This is a genomic window from Cyanobium gracile UHCC 0139, assembly GCF_034931325.1.
GTDB lineage: Bacteria > Cyanobacteriota > Cyanobacteriia > PCC-6307 > Cyanobiaceae > Cyanobium > Cyanobium gracile_B.
Map to the genome: position 1 here is coordinate 1 of NZ_JAYGHX010000005.1, position 25,714 is coordinate 25,714.

Genomic DNA, 25,714 nt, shown 5'->3' on the forward strand with positions numbered 1-25,714 from the left:
GGACTTGGCTGGGCTCAGCAAAGCTTTCCCCCGCCATGCCAGCGTGGCAGGACGGAACTCCGTAACCGGCCGTTCCTCTCCAGCTCCGGCCTTACCGCCATGACCGCTGACGCTGGCCCCGATCCCCTGCCCTCCTGGCGGGAGGGCAGCATCAAGAGGCGCCTGCTCGCGTTCGTCGCGGCTGTCTGCACCCCCGGGGACCCGGCCTGGGTGGCGCCCCAGGAGCGGATCGCGGTGTTCGACAACGACGGCACGCTCTGGTCGGAGCAGCCGATGTACGTGCAGCTGGCCTTCGCTCTCCAGCGTGTCCGGTGCCTGGTGGCGGAGAGGGCCGAGCTGGCGCACCATCCGCTGGTGGCGGCGGCCCTGGCCGACGACATCGAGGCGCTGATGGGCCACGGCCTGGAGGGGTTGCTGGAGCTGGCGGCGATGACCCACGCCGGGATGGCCGACGCGGCCTTCAGCGCCCTGGCCCGCGCCTGGCTGCGGGAGGCCCGCCATCCCGGGCTGGGGGTGCCGTACACCGGGCTCGTCTACCAGCCGATGCTGGAGCTGCTGGCCCTGCTGCGGGCCAGGGAGTTCCGCAGTTGGATCGTCACCGGTGGGGGTGTCGAGTTCGTGCGGGTGTTCGCCGAAGAGACCTACGGCATCCCTCCGGAACGGGTGATCGGCTCGACGCTGCAGCTGCGCTACGGCGAGGAGAACGGCCAGCCGACCGTCTGGCGCGAAGCCGTGGTCGACGCCATCAACGACGGCGACGCCAAGCCGGTGGGCATTGCACGGGCCATCGGCCGCCGCCCGATCGCGGCCTTCGGCAACTCCGACGGCGACCTGGCGATGTTGCGCTGGACCACTGCCGGCCCCGGCCGGCGGCTGGGGCTGCTGCTGCACCACGATGACGACGAGCGGGAGGTGGCCTACGACCGCGCCTCCGCCTTCGGCCGACTGGATCTGGGCCTGGAGCTTGCCCGGCGCCACGGCTGGAGCCTGGTCAGCCTGCGGCGTGACTGGCACAGGATCTTCCCCACTCCACTGCCCCAGGACTGACCCCGATGCGCAGGCCCTCGCCCTCCTCCACCTGGTACGCACGCCAGAAGCGGCGGCGTGAATCGCCGTTCTTCCGGCTGCTGGATCGCTCCTTCGGTTTCCGGGTGCTGATGGCCGCCGCCCTCTCCTTCGTGCTGCTGGCCGTGGTCAACCGCTTCGAGAACTGCCATGCCAAGGCCGGGCAGGCCGATTGCCTGACCAGCAACGTTCTGGAGATCATCAGCATCGGCACGGTCGAATCGTTCAGCATTGTCACGGCGGCGATCTTCTATCTGCTCGAAGCCGGACAACGCAAGGAGAAGGAGCACCATGAGATGCTCGAACTTCTGCTGGCCCAGCGTCAGGCTGGGGCCTCCAACAGCCTGGGCCGACTTCGGGCCCTGGAGATGCTGTCCGAGGATGGGATCTGGCAGGACGGCTTTGATCTGGAGGGCTCCAATCTGGAGGGTCTGAGGATCCCCTTCGGCCGCTGGCGTCGTGCCAACTTCTCCGGCACGGTGCTGCGCAACGCTGATTGCCATGGCGCCGATCTGGCCGAGGCTGATTTCAGCCGCGCCGATCTGACAGGCGCGAATTTCCGAGGCGCCGATCTTCGCGGCGCCAACTTCACCGGAGCCAACCTGAGCCAGACGGATCTGCGGGGCGCCAGGGTCGATGGGGCCGAGTTCCGCGGCGCCCACCTCAGCCGGACACTCATGGATGGTCCGCTACCGAGTGAGAAGGATGGAGCAAGCCCCGAGGGGCGCTGACCCAGCCTCAGGCGACGAGCCTGGCGAGGGCGTCCTGGGAGAGAGAGGCGTTGACGAAGGACAGTCCCACGTAGGTGTTGAAGCCGGTGTTACGCACCCAGCGCACCTTGGAGCGCAGGGTCACTTGCGAGCCCGCGTCGTAGTTGCGGGCTTCAAAGATGACGGTGTCGTCCTCCTTGACATCCAGGCTGCCCTGGCGCAGGACACAGGCTCCGTGCTCACTGACGTCGCGCAGATTGACGAACACGGATTGCTTCGTGGCCAGGGTGAGGCTGACCGAGACGCCGACCGGAACGTGCTGCCGTGGACTGGCACGCTTCCCTTCGGGATGCTGATCCTTTGACATGAAAAGGGCACGACACACCCCTGCCATGAAGCGCCAACAGGAGCAGTGCCGATTCTAGGTCCGGCTGTCGGGCGCCACCACCCCTGCAGCCCTGGATCGGCTGTTTCCCGGTATGGGGCGGCCGAAGCATCGGCTAGGGTGAATCGATCCGGCAGAAGCCGGCGAACCTGTTGTTCGCCTTCGCCGGAGCCAGCACCGAGCCGCCCCGCGCTTCCTGGGGTCGGTCCACCAGGTCCACTGTCGGTCCAACAGGCCCAACAACGGCTGCCGTGTGCGATTCCCCGCGGGGGAACGGCAGCCTCCCGGTGCGAGATCCATATCCCCTTGTCCACCTTTCCGATGAACACCCTCTCCAGGCGCCCGTCCCCAGCGACACGCCCCATCTCCAGCGCCGCCGCCGTCGGCCGCGGCGCCCATGCCTACCCCTGCTGCCCCCTGGCGGCCAGGCCGCCCCGCCACGACCCCTCCCAGCATCCACTCACCTGGGAGGATCTGCTCGGTCGCCGCTGAGCCGGGCGCCTCAGTCGTCGTCACGGTCGCGCCGCTTCTCCAGCAGGAAGACGCGGCCATCGGGGGTCACTAGCCGTTTCCCCTGCTCACGGGAGGCACGCCAGCGATCGCGGGCCTCCCTGGCCTGCCTGGCCTGGGCCGCCCGCACCCGCGGTGCGTAGGTGTTGCGGTACCAGTCGTCCTGGACGAACAGGACGGGAACGCCGCAGGCCTGGTAAAGCCTGCAGTAGCGGCCCCAGTCGCGGGCCTGCTGGGGGGGCACGCGCAGGTAGATGGGCACGCGTGCGGACGGGGTCCAGCGGTCACTGCCCCGCGACGGCCTGGCGATCACGGGGCGGTAGCTGAGGACCGGCGGTGGGGCCAGGTTGCCGATGGTGATCCGGCCGTAGTAGCCGGGCTGTCCCAGGGGCACGGTCAGGGAAGTCTGGGCCTGGACCGGGGCGTAGACGATTCCGGCGCCGCAGACCACCGCCAGGGCGGCGTGGAGCAGGCGGGAGGAACGGCTGATCATGGCGGAAAGCTCCGTTGCCCCACCAGGAAAACGCCCCCGTATGACTCAGGCCTGACCGGGGCAGGGGCCATCTGTGACCGGACATGACAGCTCCCTGCCGGTGCCGTGGATCCGGGCGAGCGCATCGGCGGCTCGCACCACCAGGGTGTGGCGCTCCACCAGGGCCGCCAGGTCGTCGTAGCCACCGCCGATGACGGTGGCCACCGGCAGGTGGCGCCGCAGGGCGGCGTCGATCACCAGCCGATCCCGCCGGTGGAGGCCGTCGTCGCTCAGCTCCAGCCGGCCGAGGCGGTCGTCCCGGTGGGGATCGACGCCCGCGTTGTAGAGCACCAGATCCGGGCGCACCTGATCCAGCAGGTCCGGCAGGGTCCGCTCCAGGGTCCGCAGGTAGGCGTCGTCCCGGACACCGTCCTCCAGGGCCAGGTCGAGGTCGCCCGTCTGCTTGTGCAGGGGGAAGTTGCTGGCCGCGTGCATCGAGAAGGTGAACACCCGGGGGTCGCCGGTGAAGATCGCTGCCGTGCCGTCCCCCTGGTGCACATCCAGGTCCACCACCAGCACCTGGCGCACCAGGCCTTCGGCCAGCAGCACCCGGGCCGCCACGGCGCAGTCGTTGAAGATGCAGAAGCCGCTGCCGTGCAGCGGGAAGGCGTGGTGGGTGCCTCCCGCGAGGTGGCAGGCCAGCCCGTGGCGCAGGGCCAGGCGGGCCGTGAGCAGGGTGCCTCCCACCGCCAGCCAGCTGCGCCGCACCAGGGGCTCCGACACCGGCAGGCCGATGCGGCGCACCTCCTGCGGGCTCAGCAGACCCCGGGAGAACGCCTCGTGGTAGCGGCGCCCATGCACCTGCTCGAGCCAGCGGCGCGGCGCCGGCAGTGGCTGGTGGATCTGCCCCGGGCGGGCCAGCTCCAACTGCTCCAGCCGCTCCTTCAGCAGCCGGAACTTCTGCATCGGGAAGCGGTGGCCGCTGGGCAGGGGAACCGCGTAGGCCGGGTGATAAACCAGCGGAGGCCCCATCAGTCCGGCGACAGCGGCTCCAGCAGACCGTAGGGGGTGCAGCGCCGCTCGATACGGCATGGGGGGCCGCCGTCACCGGTGCCAGGCCGCCATTCCCTGGCATAGGTGAAGCTCTCGAGCCTCTCCAGGCCATGGCGCAGCACCACACGCCGGCGCCGCTCGCCCTGGACGACGCAGAGCTCGGCGATGCAGGGCCACGGGCCCATCCGATCCATGCCCAGGCTCCAGTGGCCGCCGGCGCGGGCTGCGCTCTGGGGTCAGCGATCAGCCGATGGCCAGGGGGCTGGCCTGGGCCTGCCGGGGCGGCTGAGGTAGCCGCAGGCTCACCAGGGCCGCCAGTCCCACCATCAGGGCCGAGGCCCACAGGCAGGCCTGGATTCCGCCCACCAGGAACAGGCCGCCCGAAAGCAGGGTGCCCACCAGGCGGCCGGCGGCGTTGGCCATGTAATAGAAGCCCACGTTGAGGCTCACCGCATCGGCATCGGTGTAGGCCAGCACCATGTAGCTGTGGATCGAGGAATTCATGGCGAACACCACCCCGAACACGGCCAGACCGACCACCACCGTGAGGGCGGGGTTGCCCACCTCGCGCCAGAGGGTGATCGCCATCAGGGCGGGGATGGCCGTGAGCAGGGCGGCCCAGAACTGCACGGCACTGGGCCCCGGCGGCCGGGTCTGGCCCCAGGCCCGGCGCAGGCTCGGCGCCGAGCCCTGGACGACGCCGTAGCCGATCACCCAAAGCCCCATGAATCCGCCCACCTCCCAGAAGCGCCAGCCCAGGGTGGTCTGCAGGAATACCGGCAAGGCCACCACGAACCACACGTCCCGGGCGCCGAACAGAAAGAAGCGGGCCAGGGAGAGCACGTTGATGCCCTCGCTCTTGGAGAACAGCGCCTTGAAGGCCGGCTTGCTTTTCATCCTGCCGATGTCCCGCGGCAACAGCAGCGTCACCAGGAAAGCCAGCGCCAACCAGGCCGCCATCACGATCACGGCTCTGTTGAACCCCACCGCGTAGAGGAGCAGGCCGCCCACAAAGAAGCCCAGGCCCTTGAGGCCATTCTTGGCGCCGGTGAGGATGGCCACCCAGCGGAACAGCTGCTGCTCCCCCCTGGCCTGATCCTCCGGGGTTTCCGGCACCACCACCCGGATGGCGCTCTTGGCGCTCATCTTCTCCAGGTCCTTGGCGATGCCGCTGATCGCCTGGGCCACCATCACCCACCCCACCGACAACGCCTTGGGCCAGGTGTCGGCCACCGGCACCAGCAGCAGCAGGGCGCCGATCTGCAGCAACGTGCCGATCCAGAGGGTGAGCTTCAGGCCGAAGCGGGCCCCCAGCCAGCCGCCGTAGAGGTTGGTGAGAATCCCGAAGAACTCATAGAAGATGAACAGGAAGGCGATCTCCAGGGTGGTGTAACCCAGCTGCAGGAAGTGGAACACCACGAGCATGCGCAGTGCCCCATCGGTCACCGTGAACGACCAATTGTTGGCGGTGATGATCGCGTACTGCTGCAGGGGGGAAAGCGTGCGCATCACCGCTCCTCCAGGCCGATCACATGGCAGGCCAGATCCGCCATCCGGCAGCTGTAGCCCCACTCGTTGTCGTACCAGGCGTACACCTTCAGCTGGGTGCCATTGATCACCATCGTCGAGAGGGCATCCACAATCGAACTGCGGCTGTCGTTCAGATAATCCACCGACACCAGCGGCCGCTCCTCGTAGCCCAGGATGCCCAGCAGGGGGCCCGCCGCCGCCGCCGCGAAGGCGCTGTTCACCTCCTCCACCGTCACCGGCCGCTCCAGTTCGAACACCGCATCGGTGAGCGAGCCATTGAGCAGGGGCACCCGAACGGCGTGGCCGTTGAGCTTGCCCTGCAGCTCGGGGAAGATCAGGCCGATGGCCTTGGCGGAGCCGGTGGTGGTGGGGATCAGGCTCTGGGTGCAGGAGCGGGCCCGGCGCAGATCGCTTTTGAAGCCGTCGATCACCACCTGGGTGTTGGTGATGTTGTGCAGGGTGGTGATCGAGCCGTGGCGGATGCCGAAGCCTTCGTGCACCACCTTCACCACCGGCGCCAGGCAGTTGGTGGTGCAGGAGGCGGCGGTGAGGATCCGGTGGCGATCCGGCACGTAGGTGCCGTGGTTGATGCCGAAGACGATGTTGGGAATCTCCACGCCGTCCAGCTCGCCCTTCACCGGGCAGGCCACGATCACCCGCTTCACGCCCGCCTGACGCAGGTAGGGGGCGAGGGCCTCGGGGGTCTTGACCTTGCCGCTGCACTCAAGCACCAGCTCCACCCCCGCTGCCTGCCAGGGCACCAGGGCCGGATCACTGCCCCGTGACCAGCCAACCCGGCGCCCCTCGATCGAGAAGCCCCCGCCGTCGGCCTCGGCTGTCACCGCCTAGCTCCAGCGGCCGTGCACCGAGTCGAATTCCAGCAGGTGGGCGGCAGCGGCGGCGTCACCGGCACTGTCGTTGACGTGCACCAGCTCAAGGCCCGGCCGGCCCCAGAGGGCTCGGAACACCAGCCGACCGATCCGTCCGAACCCGTTGATGCCGATCCTCACAGCGCCTGCCGCGACAGACCCCTACCCTTGCATCAGCCGAAGTTGATGGATTTATGGCCCGGTTAAGGACCGCCCCTTCTCCGCCGAGCGCCACCGTCCCGGCCCCCCTGGAAGCTGAGGAGGCCCGCCTGCTGCTGCGCGCCCTGGCCGATCCGATCCGCCTGCAGGTGATCGAGGCCCTCGGCAGCGGCGAGCGCTGCGTCTGCGACCTCACCGCCGACCTGGACCTGGCCCAGTCGAAGCTCTCGTTCCACCTCAAGGTGCTCAAGGACACGGGTCTGCTGGCCGACCGCCAGAGCGGCCGCTGGGTGTACTACCGCCTGCAGCCGCAGGCCCTGGAGCGCCTGCGCGGCTGGCTCGCCGCCCTGGCGGCCAGCTGCACCGCCCCGGCCGAACCCTGCACCTGATCCCCTCACCCCCCGCACCCCGATGGGAATCTTCGAGCGCTTTCTGAGTCTCTGGGTCGGCCTGGCGATCGTGGCCGGAGTGGCCATCGGCGCCCTGGCCCCCCAGCTCGCCGCCGCCGTGGGGGCCTTCGAGTTCGCCCGCATCAATCTGCTGATCGCCTTGCTGGTGTGGGGAATGATCTTCCCGATGATGCTGGCGGTGGATTTCGGCGCCATCGCCGGACTGCGGCGCCAGCCGAAGGGGCTGGTGGTCACGGTGGTCGTGAACTGGCTGATCAAGCCCCTCACGATGACGGCCATCGCCTGGCTGTTCATCCGCGGCCTGTTCAGCGCCTGGATTCCGGCGGCTCTCGGTGATCAGTACATCGCCGGCATGATCCTGCTGGGGGTGGCACCCTGCACCGCCATGGTGTTCGTGTGGAGCCGGCTCAGCAACGGCGACCCCAACTACACCCTGGCCCAGGTGGCGATCAACGACCTGATCATGGTGTTCGCCTTCGCACCGATCGCCGCCCTGCTGCTGGGGGTGAGCGATGTGCTCGTTCCCTGGGACACCCTGGTGACGGCGGTGGGCCTGTTCGTGGTGGTGCCCCTGGCGGCCGGCTGGCTCACCCGGGTGCTGTTGCGCTCCCCCACCCGCATCGAACGGCTGGAGCAGCGGCTCAAGCCGGTGGCGATCGTCAGCCTGATCGTCACGGTGCTGCTGCTGTTCATGGTGCAGGCCGGGGCGATCCTCGCCAACCCGCTGGCCATCGCCCTGATCGCCATCCCGCTGACCCTGCAGACCTATCTGATCTTCTGGATCACGGCCCAATGGATGCGCCTCTGGCGCCAGCCCCACGCCATCGCCGCCCCCGGCGCCATGATCGGCGCTTCCAATTTCTTCGAGCTGGCGGTGGCGGTGGCCATCAGTCTGTACGGCATCGAGTCCGGGGCCGCCCTGGCCACCGTGGTCGGGGTGCTGGTGGAGGTGCCGGTGATGCTGTCGCTGGTGGCGATCGCCAATCGCAACCGGAAACTGTTCCCGGCGGGGGCTGCCTGAAGGGCGGGGATGGACGCGCTCCGCACCGCCATGCTGGGGACAGCACCGGCTCTCCCCATGCTGCGCTTCCTGCTCAACCTGCTCTGGTTCCTGCTCGGCGGCTTCGTGATGGGCCTGGGCTGGTGGCTGGCGGGTCTGGTGGCGGCGATCACGATCGTGGGGATCCCCTGGGCCCGGGCCTGCTTCGTGATCGGCACCTTCTCCTTTTGGCCCTTCGGCTACGAGGCGGTCAGCCGCCGGGAGCTCACCGGCCGGATGGACTTCGGCACCGGTCCGCTGGGGCTGGTCGGCAACGTGATCTGGTTCCTGCTGGCCGGCTGGTGGCTGGCGATCGGCCACCTCAGTTCGGCCCTGGCCTGCTTCGTCTCGATCGTGGGCATCCCCTTCGGCATCCAGCACATCAAGCTGGCCCTGATCGCCCTGGCCCCGATCGGCATGCAGGTGGTGCCGGTGCGGCGCTGAAGCCCCGCGATAGACCCAGATCCCCGCCCGGTTCTGCCAACGCCCCCTGATGGATTCGAACCATCGACCGGCTGCTTAGAAGGCAGCTGCTCTATCCAGCTGAGCTAAGGGAGCCCGGTGGGCATTGTGCCAGCGTTCGGCGGTCAGGTCACTCCGGTAGCCCCCCCTACAGTGGACGACCGCGCTTGAACCGATCCATGGCCGCCACCCGGCTCAGCGACAGCCAGAAAACCGAGCTGGTTGGGCGATTCCGGGAGGGTTTCAGCAGTCAGCAGCTGGCCAACAGCTACGGCTGCAGCGCCAACACGGTGATCCGCGTCGTTCGCACGGAGCTCGGCGAGGCGGAGTACGAGCGCCTCAAGGCGGAGCGCTCCCGCCGGCGCAGCCGGACGGCGACGGGCGATGCCGACCCGGCCGTTGCACCGGAAGCCCTGCAGACGGCCCTCGCCATCAGCACCCCCGAGCCGGAGCACGCCCCCGAGCCGGAGGCGCCGCACGAGCCGGATCCCGAGCCGGAAGCGCCGGCTGAGCCGGAGGCCGCCCTGGAGCCCGCCCCCGAGGCGACCACCACCCCCCGCAGGACCATCCCCGCCCCGCCACGTCGCCTGACGGTGTCGGCCCCGGCGCGTGCCGAGGCGGTGGCGGAGGACGGTCCTGCGGTGCTGGCCATCGAGGATGCCGACGATTTCGGCGCCGATGACGACGACCTGCTCACCAGTGACGACAGCGACGACGAGGGCTCCGACGACGGCACCGACGGGTCGATCAATCCGTTCCAGCCGATCCCTGTCGTGCTGCTCGACGACGGCGCCCCGGCGGGGGCCGACGGCCGGCTCCAGCCCCTGGCCAGCGCCGCCCTGCCCTCCAGTGCCTACATGCTGGTCGACAAGACCGTGGAACTGCAGGCCCGGCCCCTGAGTGAGTTCCCCGAGCTGGGCCGGCTGCCGGCCGCCGAGCTGGAGCGCCAGGCGCTGGTGGTGTTCCTCAACCCCCGCCAGGCCAAGCGCCAGTGCGGCCGCACCCAGCGGGTGATCAAGCTGCCCGATCTCAAGGTGTTCGAGCTCACCGCCCCCTACCTGCTGGCCCAGGGCATCAGTCGGGTGGTGATCGAGGGTTCCCTCTACGCCCTGCCCGGCAGCTGAAGCCTCAGCCTTCGTCGGGCGGGGGGCTGCCGGGCAGCAGCAGGGCCGCGCTGGCACCGCCGCTGATCACCCCCAGCACCAGGGCCACCCCCACGATGAAGCCCGCCGGCAGCGGCGCGCTGCGGGCAACGCCGAAGCGCAGCTGGGGCCGCACCTCCAGGTTCTGGGCCCCGAGGCAGAGCAGGGTCAGCAGCAGGGTGCCGCCCAGCAGGCTGCCGCACAGGAGGCGCAGGCGCAGAAGCATCGGGGCGTCGCAGGACCGGCTGCCTCAGTCTGACGGCTCGCGGTGCAGCAGGGCATAGAGGTCCCGGCGGCTGTGGCCGCTGCGCTCGGCCAGGGTGCGGGCGGCCTCCCGGTTGCTGAGCCCGCCCGCCACCAGCTCCCCAAGGGCGCGGCGCAGATCGACCTCATCCCAGACGGGGGCCGCCGCCGGGGGCGCGCCGCCCAGCACCAGGGTGCACTCCCCCTGGGGCGGCGTGCGTTGGAAGTGCTCCAGGGCCGCCGCCACGCTGGGGCCCACCTGCTCCTCGTGGCGCTTGGTGAGCTCCCGCGCCACCTGCAGGGGCCGGTCGCCGAGCACCGCCAGCAGGTCCTCGAGCAGGGCCAGCAGCCGGTGGGGCGCCTCGAACAGCACGATGGTGCGCTCTTCGCCGGCCAGGGCCTCCAGCCGCTGGCGCCTGGGGCCGCCCTTGGGTGGCAGGAAGCCCTCGAAGCAGAAGCGGCCCGTGGGCAGGCCACTGCTCACCAGGGCGGTGGTGACGGCGCTGGGGCCGGGAACACAGATCACCTGGCGGCCGGCGGCCCGGGCGGCGGCCGCCAGCTCCTGGCCGGGATCCGACACCCCGGGCAGGCCGGCATCACTGATCACGGCGATCGCCTCGCCCGCCTCCAGGGCCGCCAGCAGCTGGGGGATGCGGGCCGTCTGGTTGTGCTGGTGGAAGCTGAGCAGGGGCGCCCGGATGCCGAGGTGGTGCAGCAGCAGCCCGCTGCGGCGGGTGTCCTCGCAGGCGACCCGGTCGGCCCCCGCCAGCACCCGCCGGGCGCGGGGGGAGAGGTCGTCGAGGTTGCCGATGGGGGTGCCCACCAGATAGAGGACGCCGGCGGCGGGTTCGTGCTCCTGCACCGCTTCCTGCACAATGCCGTTTTCCGGTCACCATGATGCCGTCTTCCTTCGCCCTGCCCGACGGCGTCGACCGTGAGCCTCTGCTGGCGGAGCTGCGCCGGCTGGCCTGGGGGGCGGCCGACATCCTGCGGGCCTATGCCCGCGGCGACGTGCCCCCCTATGGCTTCCCGCCGGCCATGAGCGTCGACCACGGCGGCGAGGGGCCGGTCTCGGCGGCGGATCTGGCGGTGAACCGTTGGCTGCTGGATGGCCTGGCGGCGGCCTTTCCGGCCGCCGGCTGGACGCTGCTGAGCGAGGAGACCGCCGCCGAGGTGCTGGTGCCGGGCCAGCCCCTGGACGCTGCGTGGCTGTGGATCCTCGATCCCCTCGATGGCACCAAGGATTTCCTGCAGGGCACCGGCGAGTACGCCGTCCACCTGGCCCTGGTGCACGGCCAGCGGCCGGTGCTGGGGGTGGTGCTGCTGCCGGAGCCGGAGGAGCTCTGGTTCGGGCTGGTGGGGGCGGGCGACGCCGGCACGGGGGGGGAGGCCTGGCGCGAGAACCGGGCCGGTGAGCGCACCCCCGCCACCCTCAGCGGCCGCGGCGAGGAGCTGGTGCTGGTGGCCAGCCGCAACCACCGCGACGAGCGGCTGGAGCAGCTGCTGGCCGAGCTGCGGCCCGCCCGCAGCCTGGCGATGGGCAGCGTCGGCGGCAAGGTGGCCACGATCCTGCGGGGCGAGGCCGACCTCTACATCTCGCTTTCGGGGCGCAGCGCCCCCAAGGACTGGGACATGGCCGCCCCGGAGGCGGTGCTGGTCGCCGCCGGCGGCGCCTTCAGCCATGCCGATGGCCGGCCCCTGCTGTACAACACCGGCGACGTGCGCCAGGCGGGCTGCCTGATTGCCAGCCACGGTCCGGCCCACGCCGACCTCTGCCGCCGGGCGGCGGCGGCGATGGCGGTGATCGATCCGGGCTTCGCCGTGTGAGGGGGGCCGGCCGTCCGGCCAGGCCCCTGTGGCGATCAGACCGCCGCCGGCTCCTGCTGGGGAACGCCCCGCAGGGTGAGGTTGATGCGGCCGCGGTTGTCGATCTCCCGCACCCGCACCGTCACCTGGTCGCCGACGTTGACCACGTCTTCGACCTTCTCGACCCGGGCTTCGGAGAGCTGGGAGATGTGGATCATCCCCTCCTTGCCGGGCAGGATCTCCACGAAGGCACCGATCGGGATCACGCGGGTGACCGAACCGTTGAACACCTCGCCTTCGCTGACGCGACGGGTGAGGCCCTCGATGATGCGCTGGGCCTCTTCGGCGGCGGCGCCGTCATGGCTGGCGATCGTGACGATGCCGCCGTCCTCGATGTCGATCTTGGTGTTGGTGCGCTCGGTGATGCCCTTGATGGTGCGGCCGCCGGGGCCGATCACCGTGCCGATCAGTTCCGGATCGATGCGGAAGCTGAGCAGGCGCGGGGCATGGGGGGAGAGGGTGTCGCGGGGCTTGTCGATGGCCTCGAGCATCTTGCCGAGGATGTGCAGCCGGGCCGGACGGGCCTGGTTGATCGCGTCGGCGACGGTCTTGACCGCCAGGCCGGAGATCTTCATGTCCATCTGCAGGGCGGTGATGCCCTTCTCGGTGCCGGCCACCTTGAAGTCCATGTCGCCGAGGAAGTCCTCGATGCCCTGGATGTCGGTGAGGATGCGCACCTCCTCACCCTCCTTGATCAGACCCATGGCCGCGCCGCTTACCGGAGCCGCCAGGGGCACGCCGGCGTCCATCAGGGCCAGGGTGCTGCCACAGACCGAGCCCATCGAGGTGGAGCCGTTGGAGCTGAGGCACTCCGAGACCACCCGCAGCACGTAGGGGAAGCTCTCCTTGGAGGGCAGCACGGGGATCAGGGCCCGCTCGGCGAGGGCGCCGTGGCCGATCTCGCGGCGACCGGGGGAGCGCATCGGCCGGGTCTCACCGACCGAATAGGGGGGGAAGTTGTAGTGGTGCAGGTAGGTCTTCTCGCTGATGGGGTTGAGGTCGTCCATCTCCTGGGCGTCGCTCGGGGTGCCGAGGGTGGCGCAGGAGAGCACCTGGGTGAGTCCCCGCTGGAACAGGCCCGTACCGTGCACACGCTTGGGCAGCACGCCGACGGCCGCCTGAATCGGGCGCACCTCATCGAGGCTGCGGCCATCGACCCGCTTGCCCTCGACGATGATCTGCTGGCGCATCAGCTTCTTGGTGAGGCCCTTGTAGGTGTTGCCCAGCAGCTTGCCGTTGCTGCTCACGGCCACCTTGATCGGATCCTCGCCGTCGAGGGCGGCGATCTTCTCGCCCACCTCGGCCTTGATGGCGTCGAGCTTCTCGTCCCGTTCGGCCTTGGTCTGGCTGAACTGCTTGAGCACCTCTCCGATGCCCTTGGCGCATTCCTGCTCCAGGAAGGCGGGCAGGGCGGGGTCTTCGCTGCGCTCCTCGGGCAGCACCTGTTCGATGCCGAGCTCCTTGAGCAGGGCCAGCTGGGCCCGGATCAGTTCGCCGACGGCCTCGTAGCCGAAGTCGATGGCCTCGATCACGTCCTGCTCGGGCAGCTGGTTGGCGCCCGCTTCCACCATCACCACGCCGGAGGGGGTGCCGGCCACCACCAGGTCGAGCTCGCTGCGCTCGATCTCGCGGAAGCTGGGGTTGAGCACGAAGTCGTCACCCAGCAGGCCGACGCGCACGGCGGCCATGGGGCCCATGAAGGGGATCTTCGCCAGCAGGGTGGCCATCGAGGCGCCGGTGACGGCGAGCACGTCGGGGGGAACCCGCTCATCGAGGGACATGCAGGTGGCGACGATCTGCAGGTCGTCCCGCAGCCAGCCCGGGAACAGGGGCCGCATCGGCCGGTCGATCAGGCGGCAGGTGAGGATGGCCCGCTCGGGGGGGCGGGCCTCACGGCGAAAGAAGCTGCCCGGGATGCGCCCGGCGGCGTAGAGACGCTCCTCGTAGTCACAGATCAGGGGCAGGAAATCGATGCCTTCCCGGCCCTTCGAGCGGGTGGCGGTGACCAGAATTGCCGTATCACCGCATTCCACCATCACCGAGCCCCCGGCCTGGGGCGCAAATCGGCCGCTGGTCAGCCGGATCTCCCGACCATCGAAGGAGATCGACTGAGTGTGTCCTTGCACTGGGCGTTATGTCCGTTTTGTTGTCGCCAACCATTCTCGCATCCGCCCTTCCAGGCCATGAAGAAGGCGCCCTCGCGGGGCGCCTGATGCGACCGAAAGCCGTTGCGCCGGAAGGGCTGGAGCCCGCTGCTCACCAGCTGGACTTGACCACCCCGGGGAGCTCACCCTTGTGGGCCCGCTCGCGCAGCTGGTTGCGGCAGAGGCCGAAATCGCGGTAGAAGCCGCGGGGCTTGCCGGTGGCCCAGCAGCGATTGCGGATGCGGTTGGGGGCGCTGTTGCGGGGCAGCGACTGCAGCTTGCGGTGGATCTCCAGGCGCTCCATCGGATCGCCGGCCGCATCAAAGGCCTCCTTGAGGGCGGCACGGCGCGCTGCGAAGCGCTCCACGATCTTGCGGCGCTTCACGTCACGCGCGATCATCGACTTCTTCGCCATGCGGCCGGAGGAGGGGGAAACTTCAGCCCGCCATCGTACCGTCTGGCCCGCCCTGCTGACCCCGGACCCCCAGGTTCAGGGGCCCGGGTGGCTGGGGCAGAGATCGGCCAGGCCGCAGCCGGCGCAGCGGGGCTTGCGGGCCGCGCAGACGGCCCGGCCATGGAAGATCAGCCGGATCGAGAGGTTCTCCCACTCCGGCCGCGGCGCCAGCTGCATCAGATCGGGTTCGATCTTCTTCGGGTCGCTGTGGCGGGTGAGGCCCAGGCGGTTGGCCAGCCGCTTCACGTGGGTGTCGACGGTGACGCCGGCGTTGATGCCGAAGGCGTGGGCCAGCACCACGTTGGCGGTCTTGCGGGCCACCCCCGGCAGGGGCAGCAGTTCCTCCATCGAGGCCGGCACGGAGCCCCCGTGGCGTTCCATCAGCAGGCGCGAGGCGGCCACGATGTGCTTGGCCTTGTTGCGGTAGAAGCCGGTCGACTGCACATAGGGCTCCACCGCATCGCTCTCGACGGCGGCGGCGGCAGCGGCATCGGGGAAGCGCTCGAACAGGGCCGGGGTCACCTTGTTGACGCGCTCGTCGGTGCACTGGGCCGAAAGCATGGTGGCCACCAGCAGCTCCCAGGGGGTGCGCCAGTCGAGGGAACAGGTGGCCTCCGGGTAGAGGACGCCGAGCCGGTCAAGGATCAGCGGCGCCCGGGTGCGGGGGCTGGGGAAGCGGGGCACCTCAGCGGCTGAGCAGCTGCTGGATGGCGGGCAGCTGGCTGGTGTCCTTGACGATCAGCACCAGGGAGAGGCCCACGAGGAACACGAAGCCCGACTGCATGAAGGCCATCTGGTAGCGGTCGGAGAGGGGGCGGCCCCGCACCCCTTCCAGCAGCAGCAGGGCGAACTGGCCGCCGTCCAGCAGGGGCAGGGGCAGGGCGTTGAGCACCGCCAGGTTGATGGAGATCAGGGCGGTGAACAGGAACAGGCTGCTGCCCCCCTGGCTGGCCAGCGACGCTCCCATCTCGACGATCTTCACCGGCCCCGACACCTGGGGGGCGGTCTCGCCGAAGTGGGTGAGCAGGGTGCCGAAGCCTTCGACGGTGCGGCGGGTGAGCACCAGGAAGTCGTGGTTGGCCTGCAGGATCGGCTCCAGCGGTCTGGTGGGCGGTCGGAAGGACTCGGTGCCGTTGGGCTGCAGCTGGGCGCCGATGCGACCGATGCCGGCACTGTCGCTGGGGGTGAGGGGCAGCCGCACGAGGGTGCCGTTGCGGTCGGCCTGCAGGCGCAGGGTGCGGCCGGGGGCGTCCTTGATGCGCTCCACCAGGGCCATCACCGCGTCCTGGCCGCCGGCCAGGGGGGTGCCGTCGACCGCCACGATGCGATCGCCCGGCAGCAGGCCAGAGCCGGCGGCCGCCTGGCCGGGCTGCACCGCCGCCACCACCACGCCGGGGGTGGCGCTGAAGCCCGAGGGGATGCCCAGCACCAACCCCTGGGCCAGCAGCACGCTCCAGGCGAGCAGCAGGTTGGCGATCACGCCGGCGGCGATCACCAGGGCCCGCTGGGGCAGGGGGCGGTTGCCCATCAGGTCGGGATCGTCGGCGGCGATGGTGCTGTCCTCCTCGTCGTCGGGGAAGGCCACGAAACCGCCCAGGGGGATGGCGCGCAGGGCGAAGAGAACACCGCGCCGCTTCCGCTGGATCAGGGCGGGCCCGAAGCCGATTGAAAAACCGCTGACCCGGATGCCTTGCCAGGTGGCGGCGAAGAAGTGGCCGGCTTCGTGCACCACGATCAGGCCGGCCAGGATCGCCAACGCCGTCAATACACCCATTCCGTTGCCTGGCTCCGTTGGGTCCATTCTGCGGGAACCGCCGCGGCGCCGGGACCCTGGCGCGTCCGGAGGGGAGGGATAGCATGGCCTCGTTGATGGGCGGGTCTGCCTGCATGGCCGAGCAACAGACCGGTGACGAGCCTCAGGAGCTGCGCACCTCGCTGCGCCACGCCCTTCCCGGCGGTGTCTCCGCCAGCATCCGGTTGGCCACGGGCCGCACGGTCTATGTGACGGTGGGCGACGTCAGCCGCACGGGCGCCTGCGTCGTGCGCCGGGGATCCCTCGAGGTGACGGCCGACGAGGAGGTGCTGCTTGACATCAGTGATTACGAGAAGCACCAGAGCGTGTCCCTGCCAGCGCGGGTCCAGTGGGTGAACACCCGCAGCTACAACACCCTCGTGGGCCTGGCGTTCAGCGACGGCCCGCTGCTGCCCGGCACGATGCTCGACCAGTACCTCGACCAGACCCTGCAGATGCGGGGCGGTTTCGAAGACTGAAGGGCCAGCGGAGCAGGGGGCGCCCCCCTGACTAGGGTTGGGATCACGCTTCAGGGATGCTCGGGCGCCGAGATGACGAGATCAAACCGCAACAGCCGACGGCTGAGCCCGATCCAGGCACGGCAGGAGCACTTGCCAGGATCCTTGCTAACGTTTTTTGAACAACATCGTCAACGTGAGATTGCAGCTATGAAGCGGCGCGACGGAGTGCACTCTGGCCTGCCTCTTCAAGCTCGGCTCACCAAAACCAGGCTGCTTCTTCACCTGCTGACGGCACGCACGCCGTCCCCCCAGCACACAGGCTCCGCCATGGTGGCCGGCATGCTGGTGCTCCTGGCGCTGCTGGTTGGAACCCTGGGCCTGGTGGCGATCGTCAACGGCTCCAATCTGGCGTCCCTGGGGAGTGGCGAGAGCCGCGATGCCCAACAGGTGGCGGAAGCCGGGGCCGATCAGATCATCGCCACCTTCAACCAACCAGAGAATCGTCAGCTGCTCGTTGCCGGGAGTACGCCTCCCAATCAATGGAGCACCACCAACATGGACCTGCAGAGTCCATGTGTGTCCACCACCAATGTGCGGCCCGGTGCGAATGGCGATGGCATGCCCTCTGCCAGAGCCGTCAATTTTGCCAATGGCCAGTTCCGGAATCTTGAAAATGTCGATCAGGTCGATCAGGGCAATCGAAGGTTTGTGCTGCGCTCGATTCGCTATTCGGCAGGGGACAACGGAAGCACGGACCGTCGAGCTGTCTACAGAACCTTCGACGCGGACGGAACCGTGCGCAGTCAGGCCGGGACGATCCCGACGGGAACCAGGTTCAACAGCCTGCTGAACCTGGATGATCCCGACGGCGGCGGTGCCCTTCGACCAGGCACCCACACCGGATACGTTGCCGTGACGGTGGAAGGTCGGTTGTACCGACCCGATGGCACGTTCTCCACTTCAACCATCACCAAGGAATTCGAAGTGCTGCCGAAATGCTGCGGCGGGTCCTTCGGCAGCAACGCCTCCGGGGGGTCGACCACGGGAGCTGGCGCCGCGGGCGATCTCGGTGCCGACAGCCGCTTCTGCGGCATTGAATTCGGCATGATCACCGGGATCAACGGTGGACGATTCCTCTCCCAGGCGGCCAACGATCGCTACACCAAGCGCAACACTGCTGGGCAGGTGGTGAATATCGGTGCCATTCTCGGCATCATCGACAATCAGAACTACGTCTGGGATCGCAACACCAAGCAGGTCGTCAGCAACATTCAGGTGGGTTGCCGTACTGTTCCCAGCCCCTGCAATACGTCCGCAGAAATCATCCCAGGTGATACGAGCGGGAACACGCTTGTCACCTATTATCAGCCCTTCACCCGTACCACCACCCCGAACGTCTGCCCGCCAGCCTCCCTGTCGCCACTCTCCCAGGCTCTTGGAAACGAGGCATCGATCGAAGGCCGCGCGGCATCCTGTATTCCGATTGTTCCGCTCTTCCTTTCGGCGGGGTTACCCAGCATCGCCAGTAAATACACGTACAACTGGACAGTGGGTGGCAACCCGGACATCGTCAGCAAGCAGACGGTCACCTCCGCCAGCCCGGGGGATTATCCCCAGATCAACGTTTTAGCGGCTGATAGCAACGTCAACATCTGGCTTCGCTCGAACGGCGCGACTGGTGTGAGCCAGGTCACCCCTGGGCCGTTCCTCGAGTACTGCAACACCCGGTATCTTCCGGGCAATGCCTGCGCGTCTGTCTTCGACGGATCGGGTTCCGACATTCACACTTGGGCCGTCGTCTCCAGGCCAGGTCCGGTCGACGGGGGCATCCGTGACGATTTCGCCAACGCCACCTATGTGTCTTCAGCCTCATCAACCACCTTCACCTTCAGCGGGTATACAGCCGGCTCCACTCCGCGGTGGCCTTCCCTCTGGCAAGCGAGTGATCGGGATCAGGGAGGTGCTGCCAATCTCACCACAGGTGATCTGATTGTCCGGAGCCTTACCGGCATCGGCAGAGTGGTCACGTTCCGTGATGTCGGTGCAAACCAAGGCACAACGCTAACCAACAGACCGGCACTTGCCAGGGCAGTGAACCTTTATTCCCTCAGGACACCGGTGCTGGAATTCAGCTTCACCCGGAGTCGTGGCAGCAGTGCGGCCAATGTTGCCGCCCTGAGGCTTGATTACTCCTTTGACGGCACGATCACCACCGACAGGCCTGTCAATCAATCTAATGATACCGGCTGGACAAGTCTTGCTTCGGTGACTGCCGATGGGGGTGTCAGAACGCAGAGCGGTACCACGATTGGCGGTTCAAACGTCGGCTTCGGCAGTAATCTAAGCAATGGGGCGGTCAATCTCAGCACCGGCACCAGTGGTCGATGTGAAACCACGACGTCAGCTCCGTATTCCTCCAGCAATCCCCTTTACACCTGCAGGATTCAGTTGCCGCTCGCAGCAACAGCGGCTACCAACCGCTTCAGCCACTTCGTGAAGTTCCGGCTGCGGGCTAACAGCGATTTGGGCACCGGTAACAGCAGGATCCTTGAAGTAAATCTGACAAATGTGGAAATCAAGTCGCGGAATCCTTCATCAACGACCGTCGGCGATGCCACCTACCTGAACTGGTGTGAATACAGCGCCATCTTTCCTGTCACCACATCCTTCTCCGGTGGATTCCACTGCCTGGGCCCCACCATCGACCTCCAGACGCTGGGGAACAATCTCTGGGTTGACACCACCGACCACTCCGTCAGCTTCTACTACAACCGCGCCACGGACTCCCGAGGCATCACGGCGGCCGATCCCCTGATCAACCTCGTGCGAGGCGGAACGATGTCGAATGTGTCCTGTGCCACCGGTCGAGGGGGTGGCCAGCCGCCCTACCTCAACGTGGCCCCGGTGGAGAACTGCAAAACGCTGGTTTCCGAGAACGTCTTCAACCCGGTGGCTGAATATGACAGGTTCAATATCTTTGGCAGGGATACGACGCCAGCAAATAATTGCATCGATGCGGGCCGTACCAACCAACCCTGCAACCAGGTGATCATCATCGGCGCCGATTCCTCGGCCTCGGCGGCCAACCGTTCACGCATTGCCGGGGCCTGGTTCTACCTGCCCTGGGGATTGGTTTCCTTCTGCGTCAACGGCTGCGGGAGCTTGCCCGGGTTGACATCGGCGGAGCTTGCCCAGGATGACAGCTGGAACTTCGGCGGCAGGATCTGGGTGCGCACGATTCTGGCTGGTGGACAGAACCATTTCCGCGTTCCGCCTTCGGCTTCCTCCAGCCTCACCCAATTGGTTGGTGTCGCCAACTCAGCTGATGTGAGTTATATCGGCTGGGAGGGGATCGATTGGGTGGCTCGCTCTCCAACGGCGGCTCGAAAAGGGTTCTCGCTCAATTAGGCCGATGAAGACTCCATGGCGACCACGATCACGTCAAACCTTGTCCTCCGAGCAGGGAATCGGAATTGTTGAGCCCTTGGTGCTCACGGTCATGTTGATGATTGTGGTCGGCTCAACGGCCGTGGTCTTCAACAGCATCAATCGAAGAACTATTTCCACGCAGCAGCAGGTGGTGATGCAGGCCTCGATCGACGACAACCTGCGTCAGATCAAGACCTTGGCTCGCAGGTATACCTGTTGTTCCGGAGTCTGCACCACCACAATCCCCACCACATTCGGTGTTGTCAGCGGCAACACCCAGCCCTGTGCGACGAACAATCCACTGGATGATCGCTACTACTTCCCTCAAGTCGATCTTGCCTCGACGACGGCTAACTTCCCCAACACAACCACCTCCTCAGAGCCGATTGCGGTCGAGCAGCTCTGTGCCAACAACACGGCCTTTCTGACTCCGTTCCAGACCGCCGTCAACGCACTGCCTCAGCCTGTCAACGCTACCCGCACCACCACGATTCAGCCTGAGCGGATCCTCAGGGTGACGTTCACGGATAACAACAGCAATAACCGTGTGACCCGGGTGGAGAACATCATTCCCCACATGGCCTATTTCTGCCCGTGAAACACCTCCCATCACCCTTCCGAGGCCAGCGCCTTACCAAGGCCTTCACGGTGGTGGAGCTGATGGTCACGGTGGCGGTCATCGGCATCCTTGGATCTGTTGCGTTCGCTTCGTCACAGGTGTTTCTACGCCGTGATCAGGCCAATGCGGCCGCCGCCGAGTTGATGGGCTGGCTGGAGGGAATTTCGGGGCGATCCGGTGCCTTCGGGCCCTGCGTCGTGCAGTTCACCACAGCGAGCAATGTCGCTCCAGGTACCACCTTCGCAACGCTTCAGAACGCGGGCGCCAATCCAAGGTGTACCCCGGAGGCCAATCTCGCTCTCCCTTCCACCGATGGCAACCGCACCTACAACGTGGCGGTGACCTATACCCCGAACTCAGCGACATCCCTCACCTTCACCCCGCGAGGTGGAGTCGTGGCCAATGGTGTGGAGGCTGTCGTCAAGATCTCCGTGAACAACCAGTTGCCCCTGCGTTGCGTGAGAATCTCCTTCGGAACGTTGAGCACTGGCATCAACAACACGACCGGCGACGTCTCCCAGACGTGCACCGTATGGGAGCGAACCTGATGGCCCCCTTCGTGAAACGCAGGAGATCGGCCCATGGGTTCACCCTGATTGAGTTGCTCATCGGTGGCGTGCTCACCGCCATCGCCCTCGGATCGGTGGCCGTGCTCGCTGTGCATCAGATCCGCATCGCTGACCGTGTCTATGCCCTCACCACGATCAACCGCAATTTCCGGCGGATTTCGGATCTGCTGAAGGTGGAAGTGGGTGAGGCCTGCATCCTGCGAGGTGGTGCCAATCCCCGCACCACGGCCACCCTGCCGGATACCCCCTGCAAGCCGCAGAATCCCTCCGTCTGCAGCCCTGCCGCCGCCTCCGCGGACCTGCGACTACTGATTCCGATCCAGACTGCAGGATCGAATGTCATCACCTACAACATCGTCAGGTACTACCGCAGTGGCAACGAGCTCCTGCGCGATGGCCCCCAGGTCGATGCCAATGGCCTCTTGACCACCACCGCCGCCACCGGCAGCAGGGTCCTGAGCAATGTGTCCACGTTCACCCCCACCGTGTCCGCCGATTGCACCTGGGTCAGCCTGGATCTGGGCTTGAGCGTGCCGGGCTCGGCCGATGTGGTGACCCGCACGCTCACTCTCTACTCTGGGGCCGCCGAGAGCATCCACTGATTTGGGCGAGGCTTCCTGGGACCATGGATATCACTCGTCCACGTCCTACACGAGCGCCTTTTATCGTGAACTGAGCCCCAGCTGGCTGGATTTCGCCGCTCTGCTCAAGGGACAGCTTCCGCCCAGGGATTCTGAAGGCGAACCCTTCACCTTTCTCGACCTCGGTTGTGGCACGGGCTTTTCCCTGGTGATGCTGGCGGCCCTCTATCCGGAGGGCCACTTCTATGGCGTTGACTTTCATCCTGATCATGTGGCCCACGCCCTCGATCTGGTCCGCCGCGCCGGGTTGAACAATGTGGTCATCCTCGAAGCCGACTTTCTGGAGCTGGCCGACTCCGCTGATTCATGGCCATGGCCGCCCGGAGGCTGCCATTACGTGGCGGCCCATGGGATAGCGACCTGGGTCACCGAGCCGGTTCAGAGCGCCCTGCTGTCGCTGGCCGCGGCATCCCTTCGCCCCGGCGGCCTGTTCTACTGCTCCTACAACGCCTATCCGGGCTGGCTCGCCCGCAGCAGTTTTCAGCAGCTTCTGGCCCTCGAACTGCCGACGGCCCGGCCGGGTGAGCTGGGCCGCTGCTTTCACGAATCCGCAAGCCTCCTGATTCAACTGCTCGGTGAGGATGCCCAGCCCTCTCCCCTGGGATCGGCCTTGCCCGGTTTGCGCAGAGAGCTGCAGTCGTTGCAGTTTGCCCCGGTCGACTATCTCTGCGGAGAATTTGCCAATGCCGGCTGGTCGCCGCTGTATGTCACCGAGATGCTGGCGCGCTGCCAGAAGCACAAGCTCTCTTTTCTCGGGTCGGCCACCTATTCGGAGACGCTGGTCGAACTCCTGCCGCCAACCCTGCGCGATCGGGCGCTCCGGGAAACCAGGCCAGTGGCCCGTGAACTCCTGATCGATCTGGCCACCAACAAGGCGTTTCGAAGGGATCTGCTGGTCAGGGGGCATGTGCGGCTCACCCAGCAGGAATGGGGCCAGCGCCTGGCCTCGCTGTCGTTTTGCCTGCTGCTCCCCCAGCCTGAGTGGCTGCCCACGCCCCGGGCCACGCTTCATTTCCGCTCCAGCTTCGGGGAAATCCAGGGCGATCCGAAGGCCTATGGCCCCGTGCTCGCGGGACTCTCGGCAGCTCCGATGTCGCTGGCATCCCTGCTCAGCACAGCGCAGCAGTCCCAGGGCGAGCTCGTGGTCATGCTCGCGTTGTTGCTCGAGGCGGGGAGCATCGGCTTCGAGCGTGGTCCCGCGGGCGCAACGGCCGCTCCCCTGGTTCAGCGCCTCAATCAGGTGCTGCTGGATCGCATGCAGGAGGGGCGCTCCTACACCCAGTTGGCCTTGCCAGCGGCGGCGTCCGCCCTGCCCTTCTCGATCCTGGAGGCGTTGATTCACAAGGCCTTGCTGGAGCGTCTGGAGGAGCCGATGCTGAGCAGCTGCGTGCTCCTGTGGCTCCAGGAGCTGGACGTGCAACTGCTCAGCCAGGACAACCAGGTGATCACCGACCCCCAGGCCCAGATCGACAGGATTCAGGCCATCACGGCCGCTGTCGTGGCCACCAAGCAGCCGCTGCTGCAACGACTGGGGGGCCTGCCCGGCCCTTCCCTCAGCCAGTCCCGATCCGGTCGGCGCCGAAGTAAGGCACCAGGGCCGCCGGGAGTCTGACGCTGCCGTCCGGCTGCTGACCCGCCTCCAGCAGGGCGGCCATGGTGCGGCCCACCGCCAGGCCGCTGCCGTTGAGGGTGTGGAGCAGGCGGGTGGTCTTGCCGTCGCGGCAGCGGATCGAGGCCCGCCGGGCCTGGAAATCGCCGCAGGTGCTGCAGCTGGAGATCTCCCGGTAGGTGCCGGCACCCGCCAGCCACACCTCCAGGTCGTAGGTGCGGGCGGCGGAGAAGCCCAGATCGCCCGTGCACAGCTCGATGCGGCGGTAGGGCAGCTCCAGGGCCTCCAGGATCGCCTCGGCATCGAGGGTGAGCTGCTCGTGGGCCGCCTCGGAGTCCTCCGGCGCCACGAACCAGTAGAGCTCCACCTTGTTGAACTGGTGCAGCCGGATCAGGCCGCGGGTGTCGCGGCCGTAGGAGCCGGCCTCGCGGCGGAAGCAGGGGGTGTAGGCGGCGTACTTCAGTGGCAGCTGCTCGGCGGCCAGCACCTCGCCGCGGTGCAGGGACGTGACCGGCACCTCGGCGGTGGGGGTGAGCCAGAGGTCGTCGTCGGCGCAGCGGAAGCTCTCTTCGGCGAACTTGGGCAACTGGCCGGAGCCGGTGAGGCTGGCGGTGTTCACCAGCACCGGCGGCAGCACCTCGGTGTAGCCCCGCTCGCCGTGGCGATCGAGCATGAAGCTGATCAGGGCCCGCTCCAACCGGGCGCCCTGGCCCAGCAGGGTCACGAAGCGACTCTGGGCGATGCGCACCGAGCGCTCGGTGTCGACGATGCCCAGCCGTTCGGCGATCTGCCAGTGCTCCTGCAGCTCCTCGCCCTCGGCTGCAACGCGCGGGGTGCCCCAGCGCTTCACCTCGACGTTGTCGGCCTCGCTGCGGCCGCTGGGGCAGAGGGGGGAGGGCAGGTTGGGCAGCACCATCAGCTGCTCCAGCAGCTGGGCCTCGATCCCCTTCTCCTGCTCCTCCAGCTCCCCCACCTGCCGCTTGATCCGGTTGCCCTGCTCCCGCAGCTCCTTCACCTCCTCCCCGCCCGGGGCGGCGCCGGCCCGGATGCGCTCGCCCACCTCCTTGCCGATGCGGTTGCCCTCCGCCTGCAGCTCACTGCGCCGCTGCTCCAGGTCGCGGGCGTCCAGGGCCAGCTGGCGCAGGCCGGAAAGGTCGGTCGCCAGGCCGCGCCGCGCCAGGGGGCCGGTGATCAGCGTCGGGTCGTTGCGCAGCAGGCGCTGATCCAGCACGGGAGGGCCCATCGTCTTGGGGCAGCCTACGGACCGGCGTTCCAGGTCCGAAGCAGGGATTGCGATGGCACCTGCGGCAGAGAGCCGTCGCTGCATCGGCCTAGCATTCGTGAATCATCTGACCATCTGACCATGCGTTCCGTTGGCCTGGCTGAGGCGAAAGCGCAGCTTTCCGCCCTCCTGGATGCGGTCGAGATGGGCGACGAGGTGGTGATCACCCGCCGCGGCCAACCGGTGGCCCGACTGGTGCGCGAGATCCCGGCCCCAGTGGAGGACGCCCCGACGCCCTGGCCGGAGCGGCTGCGGCGGTTCCATGACAACCAGGCCCCCTTTCCAGGCGACGCTGTCGCTCTGGTGGGTGAGCTGCGGCGGGATCGGGGATGACGCCCCAGCCCAGGGACCCGGTGGGTGCTCCCTATGTGGACACCTGCGTGCTGCTCTCCCTTTTTCTGAACGACACCGGCTTCCCTGCGGCGGAGCAGTGGTTTCTCGATCAGGGGAATTCGCCCCTGTGGGTCAGTCACTGGGCGCTCGTGGAGTTCGCCGGCGTGGTCTCCCTGTGCAGGCGGCGGGGTGATCTCACCAACGATCGGGCCGCGGCCATTCACAAGGAATTTGAATGCTTCCGGCGCGAGCGCCTGCAGTTGCTGGAACCGCGGGGAACCGATTTCCTGCAGGCCAGGCAGTGGTTGCTGGAGCTGGTCAGCCTGCCGCTACGCAGTGGCGATGCTCTCCATCTGGCCATCGCCAGGAGAGAGAAGTTGCGCCTCGCCACAGCTGACCAGGCACTGATCCGAGCCGCTGCCGCCCTGGGGCTGGACCACCAGGCGATCGGCCCTGACTCCTAGCG

At 67.8% G+C, this 25,714-nt stretch carries 28 protein-coding genes, 1 tRNA gene and 1 pseudogene; 16 read left to right on the forward strand and 14 right to left on the reverse strand.

Annotated elements, in window-relative coordinates; genetic code table 11:
• Positions 1 to 99 precede the first annotated feature (99 nt).
• Complete coding sequence (locus VB738_RS09055) at positions 100 to 1,047, forward strand: HAD family hydrolase (RefSeq protein ID WP_323305442.1); 948 nt, start codon at positions 100 to 102, stop codon at positions 1,045 to 1,047.
• Positions 1,048 to 1,052: 5 nt separating this feature from the next.
• Positions 1,053 to 1,796, forward strand: coding sequence for a pentapeptide repeat-containing protein (locus tag VB738_RS09060; protein WP_323305443.1), 744 nt, complete (start codon positions 1,053 to 1,055; stop codon positions 1,794 to 1,796).
• Between the two features lie 7 nt (positions 1,797 to 1,803).
• Here the strand turns inward: VB738_RS09060 and VB738_RS09065 are convergent, their stop codons facing one another.
• On the reverse strand, positions 1,804 to 2,169 hold the full coding sequence (locus VB738_RS09065; protein WP_323305444.1) for a PilZ domain-containing protein: 366 nt from the start codon (positions 2,167 to 2,169) through the stop codon (positions 1,804 to 1,806).
• A gap of 297 nt (positions 2,170 to 2,466) precedes the next feature.
• Between VB738_RS09065 and VB738_RS09070 the strand changes: the two genes are divergently transcribed.
• Complete coding sequence (locus tag VB738_RS09070; RefSeq protein ID WP_323305445.1) at positions 2,467 to 2,652, forward strand: hypothetical protein; 186 nt, start codon at positions 2,467 to 2,469, stop codon at positions 2,650 to 2,652.
• A 10-nt stretch (positions 2,653 to 2,662) separates the two neighbouring features.
• Here the strand turns inward: VB738_RS09070 and VB738_RS09075 are convergent, their stop codons facing one another.
• The 5 genes and pseudogenes from VB738_RS09075 to VB738_RS09095 all read right to left on the reverse strand — a co-directional run bounded on the left by VB738_RS09075 (position 2,663) and on the right by VB738_RS09095 (position 6,735).
• Positions 2,663 to 3,163: a hypothetical protein gene (locus VB738_RS09075; protein ID WP_323305446.1), complete on the reverse strand. Its 501-nt coding sequence runs from the start codon at positions 3,161 to 3,163 to the stop codon at positions 2,663 to 2,665.
• Between the two features lie 45 nt (positions 3,164 to 3,208).
• On the reverse strand, positions 3,209 to 4,174 hold the full coding sequence (locus VB738_RS09080) for a histone deacetylase (RefSeq protein WP_323305447.1): 966 nt from the start codon (positions 4,172 to 4,174) through the stop codon (positions 3,209 to 3,211).
• The gene (locus tag VB738_RS09085) at positions 4,174 to 4,380 is read right to left on the reverse strand and encodes a hypothetical protein (RefSeq protein ID WP_323305448.1); all 207 of its coding nucleotides are present in this window, start codon (positions 4,378 to 4,380) and stop codon (positions 4,174 to 4,176) included. The genes VB738_RS09080 and VB738_RS09085 overlap by 1 nt, the downstream gene beginning before the upstream one ends.
• 58 nt (positions 4,381 to 4,438) lie before the next feature.
• Entirely contained in the window at positions 4,439 to 5,704 is a 1,266-nt protein-coding gene (gene arsJ / locus VB738_RS09090) for an organoarsenical effux MFS transporter ArsJ (RefSeq protein WP_323305449.1), read from the reverse strand.
• A pseudogene (locus tag VB738_RS09095) lies at positions 5,704 to 6,735 on the reverse strand (ArsJ-associated glyceraldehyde-3-phosphate dehydrogenase). Before VB738_RS09095 ends, arsJ begins: the two are co-directional and overlap by 1 nt.
• Before the next feature lie 53 nt (positions 6,736 to 6,788).
• Between VB738_RS09095 and VB738_RS09100 the strand changes: the two are divergent.
• The 3 genes from VB738_RS09100 to VB738_RS09110 are packed head-to-tail and all read left to right on the forward strand — an operon-like array spanning position 6,789 to position 8,646.
• Positions 6,789 to 7,142 carry a metalloregulator ArsR/SmtB family transcription factor gene (locus VB738_RS09100; RefSeq protein ID WP_323305450.1) on the forward strand — a complete coding sequence of 118 codons (354 nt, stop codon included), beginning with the start codon at positions 6,789 to 6,791 and terminating at the stop codon, positions 7,140 to 7,142.
• A 22-nt stretch (positions 7,143 to 7,164) separates the two neighbouring features.
• Positions 7,165 to 8,184, forward strand: coding sequence for an ACR3 family arsenite efflux transporter (gene arsB, locus VB738_RS09105; RefSeq protein WP_323305451.1), 1,020 nt, complete (start codon positions 7,165 to 7,167; stop codon positions 8,182 to 8,184).
• A gap of 57 nt (positions 8,185 to 8,241) precedes the next feature.
• Entirely contained in the window at positions 8,242 to 8,646 is a 405-nt protein-coding gene (locus VB738_RS09110; RefSeq protein ID WP_323305676.1) for a YccF domain-containing protein, read from the forward strand.
• Positions 8,647 to 8,686: 40 nt separating this feature from the next.
• On the opposite strand, the gene VB738_RS09115 is transcribed toward VB738_RS09110, so the two are convergent.
• Positions 8,687 to 8,760, reverse strand: a tRNA-Arg gene (locus VB738_RS09115).
• 83 nt (positions 8,761 to 8,843) lie between these two features.
• Here VB738_RS09115 and VB738_RS09120 point away from each other — a divergent pair.
• Positions 8,844 to 9,788: a hypothetical protein gene (locus VB738_RS09120; protein WP_323305452.1), complete on the forward strand. Its 945-nt coding sequence runs from the start codon at positions 8,844 to 8,846 to the stop codon at positions 9,786 to 9,788.
• Positions 9,789 to 9,792: 4 nt separating this feature from the next.
• Here the strand turns inward: VB738_RS09120 and VB738_RS09125 are convergent, their stop codons facing one another.
• Both VB738_RS09125 and rsmI read right to left on the reverse strand, forming a co-directional pair.
• Entirely contained in the window at positions 9,793 to 10,032 is a 240-nt protein-coding gene (locus tag VB738_RS09125; protein ID WP_323305453.1) for a hypothetical protein, read from the reverse strand.
• 24 nt (positions 10,033 to 10,056) lie between these two features.
• Entirely contained in the window at positions 10,057 to 10,911 is an 855-nt protein-coding gene (gene rsmI, locus VB738_RS09130; RefSeq protein WP_323305454.1) for a 16S rRNA (cytidine(1402)-2'-O)-methyltransferase, read from the reverse strand.
• Positions 10,912 to 10,943: 32 nt separating this feature from the next.
• Here rsmI and VB738_RS09135 point away from each other — a divergent pair, with 32 nt between their 5' ends.
• The gene (locus VB738_RS09135; RefSeq protein WP_323305455.1) at positions 10,944 to 11,876 is read left to right on the forward strand and encodes a 3'(2'),5'-bisphosphate nucleotidase CysQ; all 933 of its coding nucleotides are present in this window, start codon (positions 10,944 to 10,946) and stop codon (positions 11,874 to 11,876) included.
• A 35-nt stretch (positions 11,877 to 11,911) separates the two neighbouring features.
• On the opposite strand, the gene VB738_RS09140 is transcribed toward VB738_RS09135, so the two are convergent.
• From VB738_RS09140 to rseP, 4 genes are all read right to left on the reverse strand, one after another.
• A complete protein-coding gene (locus VB738_RS09140) occupies positions 11,912 to 14,041 on the reverse strand; it encodes a polyribonucleotide nucleotidyltransferase (protein WP_323305456.1) in 2,130 nt (709 codons plus the stop codon).
• Positions 14,042 to 14,171: 130 nt separating this feature from the next.
• The gene (gene rpsN / locus VB738_RS09145; RefSeq protein WP_323305457.1) at positions 14,172 to 14,474 is read right to left on the reverse strand and encodes a 30S ribosomal protein S14; all 303 of its coding nucleotides are present in this window, start codon (positions 14,472 to 14,474) and stop codon (positions 14,172 to 14,174) included.
• A gap of 75 nt (positions 14,475 to 14,549) precedes the next feature.
• The gene (gene nth / locus VB738_RS09150) at positions 14,550 to 15,197 is read right to left on the reverse strand and encodes an endonuclease III (RefSeq protein WP_323305458.1); all 648 of its coding nucleotides are present in this window, start codon (positions 15,195 to 15,197) and stop codon (positions 14,550 to 14,552) included.
• A gap of 1 nt (position 15,198) precedes the next feature.
• Positions 15,199 to 16,287 (reverse strand): RIP metalloprotease RseP, encoded by a 1,089-nt coding sequence (gene rseP, locus VB738_RS09155; protein WP_323305459.1) that lies wholly within the window; start codon positions 16,285 to 16,287, stop codon positions 15,199 to 15,201.
• A gap of 113 nt (positions 16,288 to 16,400) precedes the next feature.
• On the opposite strand from rseP, the gene VB738_RS09160 reads away from it, so the two are divergent.
• The 6 genes from VB738_RS09160 to VB738_RS09185 all read left to right on the forward strand — a co-directional run bounded on the left by VB738_RS09160 (position 16,401) and on the right by VB738_RS09185 (position 23,636).
• Complete coding sequence (locus VB738_RS09160) at positions 16,401 to 16,784, forward strand: PilZ domain-containing protein (protein WP_323305460.1); 384 nt, start codon at positions 16,401 to 16,403, stop codon at positions 16,782 to 16,784.
• 189 nt (positions 16,785 to 16,973) lie between these two features.
• Positions 16,974 to 20,174 carry a hypothetical protein gene (locus tag VB738_RS09165; RefSeq protein ID WP_323305461.1) on the forward strand — a complete coding sequence of 1,067 codons (3,201 nt, stop codon included), beginning with the start codon at positions 16,974 to 16,976 and terminating at the stop codon, positions 20,172 to 20,174.
• Positions 20,175 to 20,214: 40 nt separating this feature from the next.
• Entirely contained in the window at positions 20,215 to 20,793 is a 579-nt protein-coding gene (locus VB738_RS09170; protein WP_323305462.1) for a hypothetical protein, read from the forward strand.
• Complete coding sequence (locus VB738_RS09175) at positions 20,790 to 21,362, forward strand: type IV pilin protein (protein WP_323305463.1); 573 nt, start codon at positions 20,790 to 20,792, stop codon at positions 21,360 to 21,362. Before VB738_RS09170 ends, VB738_RS09175 begins: the two co-directional genes overlap by 4 nt.
• The gene (locus VB738_RS09180; RefSeq protein WP_323305464.1) at positions 21,362 to 21,985 is read left to right on the forward strand and encodes a type II secretion system protein; all 624 of its coding nucleotides are present in this window, start codon (positions 21,362 to 21,364) and stop codon (positions 21,983 to 21,985) included. Before VB738_RS09175 ends, VB738_RS09180 begins: the two co-directional genes overlap by 1 nt.
• Position 21,986: 1 nt before the next feature.
• Entirely contained in the window at positions 21,987 to 23,636 is a 1,650-nt protein-coding gene (locus tag VB738_RS09185; RefSeq protein WP_323305465.1) for a class I SAM-dependent methyltransferase, read from the forward strand.
• Here VB738_RS09185 and serS read toward each other — a convergent pair.
• Positions 23,578 to 24,864 carry a serine--tRNA ligase gene (gene serS, locus VB738_RS09190; protein WP_323305466.1) on the reverse strand — a complete coding sequence of 429 codons (1,287 nt, stop codon included), beginning with the start codon at positions 24,862 to 24,864 and terminating at the stop codon, positions 23,578 to 23,580. The genes VB738_RS09185 and serS overlap by 59 nt on opposite strands.
• 132 nt (positions 24,865 to 24,996) lie before the next feature.
• Between serS and VB738_RS09195 the strand changes: the two genes are divergently transcribed.
• The gene (locus tag VB738_RS09195; RefSeq protein WP_323305467.1) at positions 24,997 to 25,248 is read left to right on the forward strand and encodes a type II toxin-antitoxin system prevent-host-death family antitoxin; all 252 of its coding nucleotides are present in this window, start codon (positions 24,997 to 24,999) and stop codon (positions 25,246 to 25,248) included.
• A complete protein-coding gene (locus VB738_RS09200) occupies positions 25,245 to 25,712 on the forward strand; it encodes a type II toxin-antitoxin system VapC family toxin (protein WP_323305468.1) in 468 nt (155 codons plus the stop codon). The genes VB738_RS09195 and VB738_RS09200 overlap by 4 nt, the downstream gene beginning before the upstream one ends.
• Positions 25,713 to 25,714 lie beyond the last annotated feature (2 nt).